This is a genomic window from Microbacterium sp. MPR-TSA4 (genome assembly GCF_058792815.1).
The window spans coordinates 54,336-64,325 of sequence record NZ_JBXAFF010000018.1 but is presented as its reverse complement, the minus strand read 5'-3'; the positions used below and the strand labels follow the sequence as shown (position 1 = coordinate 64,325).

Genomic DNA, 9,990 nt, shown 5'->3' with positions numbered 1-9,990 from the left:
GGCGGGGGTGTTTCGACTCGCTGCGCTCGCTCAACGACCGGGGGTGCGGGGCCTCAATACGAGCCGCGTACCGTGTCGTCCGCGGCGGGCACCCACCGCGCCGCGAGCGCCTCCGACCCCCGCGCGAGCAGCGCCACGTCGGCGCCGACGAGGACGAAGGCGGCCCCGGCATCCAGATACGACTGGGCCACGTGCGGGTCGAACGCATTGACGCCCACGGGTGTGCCCGTCGACCGCACCGCCTCGAAGGCGCGGATCACGGCGGCCGTGACGTCCGGATGGGTCTGCTGACCGAGCAGTCCCATCGAGGCGGCCAGGTCGCTCGGCCCCACGAAGACCCCGTCGATGCCGTCGACCGCGGCGATCTCGGCGGCCGCGTCGACGCCCTCGGCCGTCTCGACCTGCACGAACACCGAGACGTACGCGTCGGCGTTCGTGAGGTAGTCCTCGACGCGGTTCCAGCGGGCGGAACGCGCGAGCGCGGAGCCGACGCCCCGCCGGCCGCGCGGGGGATAGCGGGTGGCCTCCACGACGGCGCGTGCCTCGGCGGCCGACGACACCATCGGCACGAGGATGTTCTGCGCGCCCAGGTCGAGCACCTGCTTGATGGTCACGACGTCGCCGATCGGCACGCGCACCACCGCCGTCGCGGGCGACCCCTCGACGGCCTGCAGCTGCTCCCGCACGGAGGCGAGGGTGTTCGGCCCGTGCTCCATGTCGATGAGCAGCCAGTCCAGGCCCGAGCCCGCCATGATCTCGGCGACGAGCGCGGAGCCGGAGCACACCCAGCCGCCGGCGAGGGGGCGGGATGCCGCGGCCAGCCGGTCGCGGAAGGTCGGGCTCAGACGAAACGACACTCGATGACCCCCATCTCGCCGAAGTCGCAGCGCACCTCGTCGCCGCGTCGGACCCACATGGGCCGCGTGAACGACCCGGCGAGGATGATCTCGCCCGCCTCGAGTCTGGCACCGTGCTGCGCGAACTTGTCGGCAAGCCACGCCACGCCCGCCGCGGGATGGCCGAGGACGCCGGCGGCGACACCCGTCTCCTCGATCTCGCCGTTGCGGCTGAGCACGCCGGGCACCCAGCGCAGGTCGATCTCGTCGGGCCGGCGATGGACGTCGCCGAGCACCATCGCGCCGTACGCGGCGTTGTCGCTGATCGTGTCGACGATCGTGCGGCCCTCCAGCTCGATGTGCGAGTTGAGCACCTCCAGCGCGGGCACCGCGTAGTCGATCGCCGCGAGCGCGTCCTCGAGCGTGCAGCCCGGCCCCGCGAGCGGGGTCTTCAGCACGAAGGCCAGCTCGACCTCGATGCGCACGTTCGAGAAGTGGTCCACCGGGATGGCCGCTCCCGTCGGGTAGACGGTGTCGTCGAACATGACGCCGTAGTCGGGCTCGGTGATGCCGGTGGCCTGCTGCATCGCCTTCGAGGTGAGTCCGATCTTGCGGCCCACGAGAGTGCGTCCGGCCGCGATCATGCGGTCGCGCCAGACGCCCTGGATCGCGTAGGAGTCCTCGATCGTCGCCTCGGGGTGTCGCGCCGTGATCCGGGGGATGACGGTGTGGGTGCGGTCGGCTTCGGCCAGCTCCTCGGCGAGGCCGGCGATGGTCTCGGCATCCATGATCAGAGCTGGTGGCCCAGCTTGTACTCGCCCTGCTTCCATTCCGGCAGTGACGACTCGTCGTCGCCGCGGGTGTAACTGAAGCCGTCGGCGCCGATCGTCACGGCCATCTCCGAGGCGTCGGTGCGGGTGACGACGGGCTGCGGGTTGCCGTCCAGGTCGAGCACGAGCGACGCATCGGTGTACCAGGACGGCACGACCGGGGTGCCCCACCAGTCGCGGCGCTGGTTGTCGTGCACGTCCCACGTGACGACGGGGTTGTCCGGGTCGCCGGTGTAGTAGTCCTGCGTGTAGATCTCGACGCGGTGGCCGTCGGGGTCGCGCAGGTACAGGTAGAACGCGTTGCTGACGCCGTGGCGGCCCGGCCCGCGCTCGATCATGTCGCTGCGGCGGAGGGCGCCGAGCTTGTCGCAGATCGCGAGGATGTTGTGCTTCTCGTGGGTCGAGAACGCGACGTGGTGCATCCGCGGGCCGTCGCCGCCGGTCGTCGCCGTGTCGTGCACGGTGGGCTTGCGGCGCATCCAGGCGGCGTAGACCGTGCCCTCCTCGTCCTGGATGTCCTCCGTCACGCGGAAGCCGAGGTCCTGGTAGTGGCGCACCGCCCGGGGGACGTCGGGCGTCACCTGGTTGAAGTGGTCGAGGCGCACGAGCGCTCCCGGCGTGTACAGGTCGTACCGCCAGGCGAGCCGCTCGACGTGCTCCGTCTCGTAGAAGAACTCGTACGGGAAGCCGAGGGGGTCGACGACCCGGACGGCGTCGCCGATGCCCTTCGTGAAGCCCTCCGGGTTGCGGCGCACGTCGCAGCCGAGCTCGGTGTAGAAGGCGACGGCGCGGTCGAGGTCGTCCGCGGAGCGCACCCGGTAGCTGAACGCGGCCACGGCGGCGATCGGTCCCCGGCGCAGGACGAGGTTGTGGTGGATGAACTCCTCGAGCGAGCGCAGGTAGACGGTGTCCTCGTCCTCCTCGGTGACCGTCAGCCCCAGGACGTCCACGTAGAACTCGCGGGAGCGCGCCAGATCGGTGACGACGAGCTCCATGTAGGCGCAGCGCAGGATGTCGGGGGCCGGCGACGTCGGGGTGGCGACGGGGTTGTCCGAGGCGATGGGCGCCTCGGGCGAGACGAAGAACCCGGACGAGGTCTTCGTCATGGTCGAGCGGTCGGTCATGTCAGCGTCCTTGCGTGATGAGGGGTGGGTCAGTTCTTGCCGAATGTCGGGTTGTGGACCGCGCCGAGCGTGATGTGCACGGCCTGCTGGTCGGTGTAGAAGTCGATGGAGCGGTAGCCGCCCTCGTGGCCGAGGCCCGACGCCTTCACCCCGCCGAACGGGGTGCGCAGGTCGCGGACGTTGTTCGAGTTGAGCCAGACCATGCCGGCCTCCACCGCCTGGGCGAAGTTGTGCGCGCGTCTGAGGTCGTTGGTCCAGACGTAGGCGGCGAGCCCGTAGCGCGTGTCGTTGGCGAGCGCGAGGGCCTCCTCGTCGGTGTCGAACGGCGTGATCGCGACGACCGGACCGAAGATCTCCTCCTGGAAGATGCGGGCGTCGGGGGCGACGTCGGCGAACACCGTCGGGGCGACGAAGTTGCCGAACGCGAAGCCCTCGGGCCGTCCGCCTCCGGCGACCAGGCGCCCCTCGGTCTTGCCGATCTCGACGTAGCCCATCACCTTCGCGAAGTGCTCGGGGTGCACGAGCGCGCCGACCTCGGTCGCCGGGTCGTGCGGGTAGCCGACCTTCACGCGCGACGCCTGCGCCGCGTAGCGCTCCACGAACTCGTCGTAGACGCCCCGCTGGACGAGGATGCGGCTGCCGGCCGTGCAGCGCTCGCCGTTGAGGGAGAACACGCCGAAGATGGTCGCGTCGATCGCGGCATCCAGGTCGGCGTCGGCGAAGACGATCGCCGGGCTCTTGCCGCCGAGCTCCATCGACAGGCCCTTCAGGAACGGCGCCGCGTTGCCGAAGATGATCTGGCCCGTGCGGCTCTCGCCCGTGAAGGAGATGAGGGGCACGTCGGGGTGCTTCACGAGGGCGTCGCCCGCGTCTTCGCCGAGGCCGTTGACGAGGTTGAAGACGCCCTGCGGCAGGCCCGCCTCCTCGAAGATCCCCGCCCAGAGGGATGCCGACAGCGGCGTGAACTCCGCGGGCTTGAGCACGACGGTGTTGCCGGTCGCCAGGGCGGGGCCGAGCTTCCACGACTCGAGCATGAAGGGGGTGTTCCAGGGCGTGATCAGTCCCGCCACGCCGATCGGCTTGCGGTTGACGTAGTTGATCTGCCGGCCCGGCACCTTGAAGGTGTCGTCGGACTGGGCGACGATGAGGTCCGCGAAGAAGCGGAAGTTCTCCGCGGCCCGCCGTGCCTGACCGAGGGCCTGGGTGATGGGAAGGCCCGAGTCGAAGGATTCGAGCTCGGCGAGACGGGCGTCGCGCGACTCGACGATGTCCGCGATGCGGTGCAGGATGCGGGAGCGCTCGCGCGGCAGCATCCGCGGCCAGGGCCCCTCGGTGAAGGCGCGTCGCGCCGCGGCGACGGCGAGGTCGATGTCGGCCTTCTTGCCGGCCGCGGCCCGCACGTAGACCTCGTTGCTGACCGGCTCGAGCACCTCGAACGTGTCGCCGTCGACCGCATCCACGAAGCGTCCGTCGATGTAGTGGCGGATGCGGTCGGGCAGGTCGGCGGGTACATGCCGCGTGTCCAGGGCCGGAGTCGTCGTGTCGGTCATGGTCTCTCCGATCGATGGCGGGTCAACGCCCGGGGGTGTCGTGTCGGGCCTGCAGGAACGCGTCGAGCGTGCGCAGGCGGTGGGTGCGGGTGAACATCTCCAGCTCGTCCGGGTCGGCCTGGCCGCGGATGAGGTCGAGGATGCGATCGTGCTCCTCCACGGAGTGGCGCGGGCGCTCCGGGATGAGCGCGAAGGAGGTGTCGCGAAGACCCGCCAGGCGCGACCAGCCGCGATCGACGAGGTCGAGGATGTGCGGGTTGGGGCAGCGGTCGAACAGCACGGCGTGGAAGCGCTGGTTGAGCTGGGTGTACGTGTGCGCGTCGAAGTCGTCGAGCAGCCGGTGCATGCGTGCGTTGATCTCGGATGCCGCGGCGAGGTCGTCCGCCGTCACGAACGGCGCGGCGAGGCGCGTCGCGTAGCCCTCGACGAGGCTCAGCGTCTGCATCGTGTGGACGTAGGCCTCCTCGTCGACCACCGACACCCGCGCGCCGACGTTCTTCTCGAACGTGACCAGATGTTCCGCCTCGAGGCGGCGGATCGCCTCGCGCACCGGCACCACGCTCATCTCCAGCTCCGCGGCGATGGCGCCGAGCACCAGCCGGTAGCCGGGCCCGTACTCGTGGCGGTGGATGCGCTCGCGGATCCAGTCGTAGGCGATCTCCGACTTGCTGCCGGTGGCGACCGTGGTCATCGCGACTCCTCGTAGATGGCCCGCCAGTGCGCGTTCATCGGGAACAGGCCCTCCACGGGATGGCCTTCGGCGACCCGGGCGGCGATCCACGCGTCCTCCTCCTCCTGGAGGAGCGCCGCGTCCGCGATCTCTTGAGCCCGTGCCGGAGGGATGACGATGACGCCGTCGGCATCGCCGACGAGGATGTCGCCGGGCTGCACGGTCGTGCCGCCGCAGGCGATCGTGACGTCCACGTCCCAGGGCACGTGCTTGCGGCCGAGCACGGCAGGGTGCCCGCCGACGGTGTAGACCGGGATGCCCACGTCCGCCACGGCGGCGATGTCGCGCACGCCGCCGTCCGTGACGATGCCTGCGGCGCCGCGGGCGTGGGCGCGGATGGCGAGGACGTCGCCGAGCGTTCCCGACCCCGCCTCGCCGCGGGCCTCGATCACGATGACCTCGCCGTCCGCGACGGTGTCGAAGGCGCGCTTCTGCGCGTTGTAGCCGCCGCCGTGGCTGGCGAAGAGGTCTTCGCGGCCCGGGACGAACCGCAGCGTCTTCGCGGTGCCGACGAGCTTGCTCGCGGGGTGCAGCGGGCGCACGCCGTCGATCGTGACGTTGTCGAGTCCGCGCTTGCGCAGCTGCTGCGACAATGCGGCCACCGGGGTGCGCAGGAGTTTGTCGCGCAGCTGCGGGCTCAGCGGCCCTCCGACGCGGCCCTCCGGCCCGGCGGAACCCTGAGCCGACACGCCGTCACCCGCCAGGCCGGCGGCCTCCCGCGAGCCCCAGGCCTCCTCGCGCTGCAGATCGTCGACGGCCGGCAGCGATCCGAGCGTCTCGTCGAACGGGATGTCGGGACCGTCGACCACCGTGGTGATCAGGCGTCCGGTGCTCGCGCCGGTCGCCGGCACGTCGACTTCGACCTCGACGACCTCGCCGGGGACGACGACGGAGGAGCCGGCCGGTGTGCCCGTCAGGATGATGTCGCCGGACTCCAGCGTGAAGTGCTGCGAGAGGTCGGCGACGAGCTGCGCGAGCGGGAAGAGGAGGTCGTCGGTGGTGCCCTCCTGCCGCAGCCGGCCGTCCACCCAGGTGCGCACGCGGAGGGCGGTGGGGTCGAGGTCGGCGGCGGGCAGCAGCGTCGGCCCGATGGGCGTGAACCCGTCGCCGCCCTTGGAGCGGACGTTGGAGCCCTTGTCGTTGGCGCGCAGGTCGTAGAGGCCGAGGTCGTTGGCCGCGGTGACCCAGCCGACGTGCCGCCAGGCGTCGTCCACGCCCACCCGTCGGGCGGCGGCGCCGATGACGAGCGCGATCTCGCCCTCGAACGCCAGCAGCTCGGTGCCGGCGGGGCGTTCCACGACACCGCCCGAGGCGGCGACGGAGCTGGACGCCTTGAAGAAGTAGGAGGGGGCGGCGGGTCGGCGGCCGCGCTGGGCGGCCCGCGACTCGTAGCTGAGGTGGACGGCGACGATCTTCCCCGGCCGGCTCGGCAGCGCGGCGAAACGGGTGTCGACGGCATCCGTCGTGTCGTTGTCAGTCACCGTGGGGTGGTCGATGGTCATGAGCTCCCTCGCCCTTGCGTCGTATCCGAAATCGTATATGATCGTTCGCACCGGAGCAAGCATCGCTTCTCCGCACGACAGAGACGTCACACGACACGGGAGTCACACACCGATGAGCGCATCCCCGAGCCAGGCCGGCGGGTTCACCCCGACCGGCACGATCGCCACCCACACCGATCGCCGCCGGGTGGTGTTCGCCACCATCGTGGGCACGACGGTCGAGTGGTACGACTTCTTCATCTACGCCTCGGCGGCCGGCCTCGTCTTCGGCCAGCTGTTCTTCGCGCCCGCCGGCGAGGGCTTCGCCCAGGTGCTCTCGTTCATCACGGTGGGCATCAGCTTCCTGTTCCGGCCCTTCGGAGCCTTCCTCGCCGGCCACTTCGGCGACAAGTACGGCCGCCGCCTCGTCCTCATGGTGACGCTCGTCCTGATGGGCATCGCGACGACGCTCGTGGGGTTGCTGCCCACGTATGCCGCGATCGGCATGGCCGCGCCGATCCTCCTCGTCCTCCTGCGCATCCTCCAGGGCATCTCGGCCGGCGGCGAGTGGGGCGGCGCGGTGCTCATGGCCGTCGAGCACGCGCCCAAGACGCGCCGCGGGGTCTTCGGCGCCTCGCCGCAGATGGGCGTTCCCCTCGGACTGCTCCTCGCGTCGGGCATGCTCGCCCTGATGGCGCTCATCGCGCCGGGGGAGGCCTTCCTGCAGTGGGGGTGGCGGGTGCCGTTCCTGCTGTCGTTCGTCCTGATCGTCATCGGCTCCTACGTGCGCCGCCGAGTCGAGGAGAGCCCCGTGTTCACCGAGCTCGCCGAACGCAAGGAGGAGACCCGGATGCCGATCGTGCAGCTGTTCCGTCGTCACGCGCTCCTCGTGATCGTCGCCGCGCTCGTCTTCGCCGGCAACAACGCCGTCGGCTACATGACCACCGGCGGCTACATCCAGCGCTACGCCACCGACCCCAAGGGGCCGATCGGCCTCGCGACGGCCGACGTGCTGGGCGCCGTCACCCTGTCGGCGATCACCTGGCTGCTGTTCACGTTCCTGTCCGGCTGGATCTCCGACCGCATCGGGCGCCGCACCACCTACCTGATCGGCTGGGTGCTGCAGCTGATCGGCGTGTTCCTCCTGTTCCCGCTCGTCGACACGGGATCGATCGTGACGCTGACCGTCGGTCTGGTGATCCTCACCGTCGGCCTCGGGTTCACCTACGGCCCGCAGGCCGCGCTGTACGCCGAGCTGTTCCCGGCATCCATCCGCTTCTCGGGAGTCTCCATCTCCTACGCGATCGGGGCCATCCTCGGCGGGGCGTTCGCACCCACGATCGCCCAGGCGATCGTCCAGGCGACGGGGTCGACCACGGGCGTGACCTGGTACCTCGCCGGCATGACGGTGCTGGGCCTCGTCGCGACCCTGCTGCTGCGCGACCGCAGCGGCATCCCGCTCGGTCCCGACCACGAGGCGGAGCAAGCCGTGAGTCCCCTCTACGGCATGTCGAAGGCGTGAGCCGGAAAGGCGACGACGATGCAGTTCCACCACCACGGGTACGTCTCGGAGGATCCGCGGGTGCTCCCCGCCGCCGGCACGGGCCTCGACCGTCCCGCCGCGCTGCCCGACGAGGTCGACGTGCTCATCGTGGGCTCGGGTCCGGCAGGGATGCTGCTGGCCGCGCAGCTGTCGCAGTACCCCGATGTCGTCACCCGCATCGTGGAGCGGCGCAGCGGACGCCTGCCGCTCGGTCAGGCCGACGGCATCCAGCCGCGCAGCGTCGAGACGTTCCAGGCGTTCGGCTTCGCCGAACGCATCATCGCCGAGGCCTACAACATCGGCTGGATGAACTTCTGGGGGCCCGACCCCGAGAACCCGCGCGCCATCGTGCGCCGTTCGCGCACCGCCGACTACGCGTACGACATCAGCGAGTTCCCGCACCTCATCGTCAACCAGGCGCGCGTGCTCGACTACTTCGCCGAGGCGGCGGCCCACGGGCCCGGGCGGATCGTCCCCGACTACGGCATCGAGTTCACCGGGCTCACCGTCCACGACACGGGGGAGTATCCCGTCGAGGTGGGGCTGCGGGTCGTGGCCGGGCCGGACGCGGGAGACGAGCGGGTCGTGCGCGCCAGATACGTCGTCGGATGCGACGGGGCGCGCAGCGGCGTGCGGGCGGCGATCGGGCGCGTGCACGTCGGCGACATCTCGCAGCACGCCTGGGGCGTCATGGACGTGCTGGTCGAGACCGACTTCCCCGACTGGCGCATCAAGTGCGCGATCAACGCCGAAGCGGGCAACATCCTCCACATCCCGCGCGAGGGCGGCTATCTCAGCCGCGTCTACGTGGATCTCGGCGCGGTCGCCGCGGACGACGACCACCGGGTGCGCCAGACGCCGATCGAGGAGATCATCCGGCGCGCAGGCGAGATCCTCCATCCGTACACGCTCGATGTGAAGAGCGTGGCCTGGCACAGCGTGTACGAGGTGGGTCACCGGGTCACCGACGGCTTCGACGACGTGCTCGACGGCGGCCGCGACCCGCGGGTCTTCCTCACCGGGGATGCCTGCCACACCCACAGCGCCAAGGCCGGACAGGGCATGAACGTGTCGATGCAGGACGGGTTCAACCTCGGCTGGAAGCTCGGCTCGGTGCTCACCGGGCTGAGCCCGGCATCCCTGCTGTCGACGTACGGCGCCGAACGGCGTCCGGTCGCGCAGCAGCTCATCGACTTCGACAAGGAGTGGTCGTCGTTGATGGCGAGGAAGCCGGAGGAGATCTCCGACCCCACCGACCTCGCGACCTACTACCTGGCGACGGCCGAGTTCCCGTCCGGATTCATGACGACCTACACCGCCGGCGCGGGCGTCGTGGCGAGCGACGCGTACCAGCACCTCGCGACGGGCTTCCCCGTCGGCAAGCGGTTCAAGAGCGCACCCGTGACGCTCGCGGCGGACGGCAACGTGGTGCACCTCGGTCATCACGCGAAGGCCGACGGCCGCTGGCGCCTGTACGCCTTCGCCGACGCCGCCGGCACGCGGGCCGACTCCGCCGTCGCCGGCTTCGCGCGGTGGCTGGCCGAGGCGCCGGACTCGCCCGTGCGCCGCTACACCCCGCACGGGAGCGACGTCGACGCGATCTTCGACGCCAAGGTGATCTATCAGGAGGGGTTCGAGGAGATCGACGTCACCCGGGCCCCCGCGATCTTCCGGCCCCGATCCGGTGCCCTCGCCCTCACCGACTGGGAGAAGGTGTTCGCCGCAGCACCGAACCGCTGGAGCGACGTGGACATCTTCGACGCGCGCGGACTGTCGCGGGACGGTGTGCTGGTCGTCGTGCGCCCCGACCAGTACGTCGCGGCCGTCCTGCCCCTGGAAGCGACGGACGAGCTGGCATCGTTCTTCGCGGAGTGGATGCTGCCCGTGGCGTGACCG

The 9,990-nt window shown here is 70.8% G+C and carries 8 protein-coding genes; 2 read left to right on the top strand and 6 right to left on the bottom strand.

Annotated features, from left to right (window positions below; all coding sequences use genetic code 11):
* Positions 1-53 precede the first annotated feature (53 nt).
* Genes AC1Q49_RS09470 through AC1Q49_RS09445 form a run of 6 tightly spaced genes read right to left on the bottom strand, consistent with a single transcriptional unit; the run spans position 54 to position 6,572 of the window.
* Positions 54-857 carry an HpcH/HpaI aldolase family protein gene (locus tag AC1Q49_RS09470; protein WP_492491816.1) on the bottom strand — a complete coding sequence of 268 codons (804 nt, stop codon included), beginning with the start codon at positions 855-857 and terminating at the stop codon, positions 54-56.
* Complete coding sequence (locus AC1Q49_RS09465) at positions 842-1,624, bottom strand: 2-keto-4-pentenoate hydratase (protein ID WP_267956662.1); 783 nt, start codon at positions 1,622-1,624, stop codon at positions 842-844. Before AC1Q49_RS09465 ends, AC1Q49_RS09470 begins: the two co-directional genes overlap by 16 nt.
* Before the next feature lie 2 nt (positions 1,625-1,626).
* Positions 1,627-2,790 carry a 3,4-dihydroxyphenylacetate 2,3-dioxygenase gene (gene hpaD / locus AC1Q49_RS09460; RefSeq protein ID WP_191008991.1) on the bottom strand — a complete coding sequence of 388 codons (1,164 nt, stop codon included), beginning with the start codon at positions 2,788-2,790 and terminating at the stop codon, positions 1,627-1,629.
* Positions 2,791-2,819: 29 nt separating this feature from the next.
* A complete protein-coding gene (hpaE, locus tag AC1Q49_RS09455; RefSeq protein ID WP_060960417.1) occupies positions 2,820-4,340 on the bottom strand; it encodes a 5-carboxymethyl-2-hydroxymuconate semialdehyde dehydrogenase in 1,521 nt (506 codons plus the stop codon).
* Between the two features lie 22 nt (positions 4,341-4,362).
* Positions 4,363-5,031 carry a GntR family transcriptional regulator gene (locus AC1Q49_RS09450; protein WP_060960418.1) on the bottom strand — a complete coding sequence of 223 codons (669 nt, stop codon included), beginning with the start codon at positions 5,029-5,031 and terminating at the stop codon, positions 4,363-4,365.
* On the bottom strand, positions 5,028-6,572 hold the full coding sequence (locus AC1Q49_RS09445; RefSeq protein WP_492491812.1) for a fumarylacetoacetate hydrolase family protein: 1,545 nt from the start codon (positions 6,570-6,572) through the stop codon (positions 5,028-5,030). Before AC1Q49_RS09445 ends, AC1Q49_RS09450 begins: the two co-directional genes overlap by 4 nt.
* Positions 6,573-6,684: 112 nt before the next feature.
* Between AC1Q49_RS09445 and AC1Q49_RS09440 the strand changes: the two genes are divergently transcribed.
* Both AC1Q49_RS09440 and AC1Q49_RS09435 read left to right on the top strand, forming a co-directional pair.
* Positions 6,685-8,073, top strand: a complete 1,389-nt coding sequence (locus tag AC1Q49_RS09440) for an MFS transporter (protein WP_492491810.1) — start codon at positions 6,685-6,687, stop codon at positions 8,071-8,073.
* 18 nt (positions 8,074-8,091) lie between these two features.
* A complete protein-coding gene (locus tag AC1Q49_RS09435; protein ID WP_492491808.1) occupies positions 8,092-9,987 on the top strand; it encodes an FAD-dependent monooxygenase in 1,896 nt (631 codons plus the stop codon).
* The last annotated feature ends 3 nt before the right edge of the window (positions 9,988-9,990 follow it).

Excerpts from the sequence above, each read along its gene's own strand:
- AC1Q49_RS09465 (WP_267956662.1), bottom strand. The coding sequence starts at position 1,624 with ATGGATGCCGAGACCATCGCCGGCCTCGCCGAGGAGCTGGCCGAAGCC.
- hpaD (WP_191008991.1), bottom strand. The coding sequence starts at position 2,790 with ATGACCGACCGCTCGACCATGACGAAGACCTCGTCCGGGTTCTTCGTC.
- hpaE (WP_060960417.1), bottom strand. The coding sequence starts at position 4,340 with ATGACCGACACGACGACTCCGGCCCTGGACACGCGGCATGTACCCGCC.
- AC1Q49_RS09450 (WP_060960418.1), bottom strand. The coding sequence starts at position 5,031 with ATGACCACGGTCGCCACCGGCAGCAAGTCGGAGATCGCCTACGACTGG.
- AC1Q49_RS09445 (WP_492491812.1), bottom strand. The coding sequence starts at position 6,572 with ATGACCATCGACCACCCCACGGTGACTGACAACGACACGACGGATGCC.
- AC1Q49_RS09440 (WP_492491810.1), top strand. The coding sequence starts at position 6,685 with ATGAGCGCATCCCCGAGCCAGGCCGGCGGGTTCACCCCGACCGGCACG.
- AC1Q49_RS09435 (WP_492491808.1), top strand. The coding sequence starts at position 8,092 with ATGCAGTTCCACCACCACGGGTACGTCTCGGAGGATCCGCGGGTGCTC.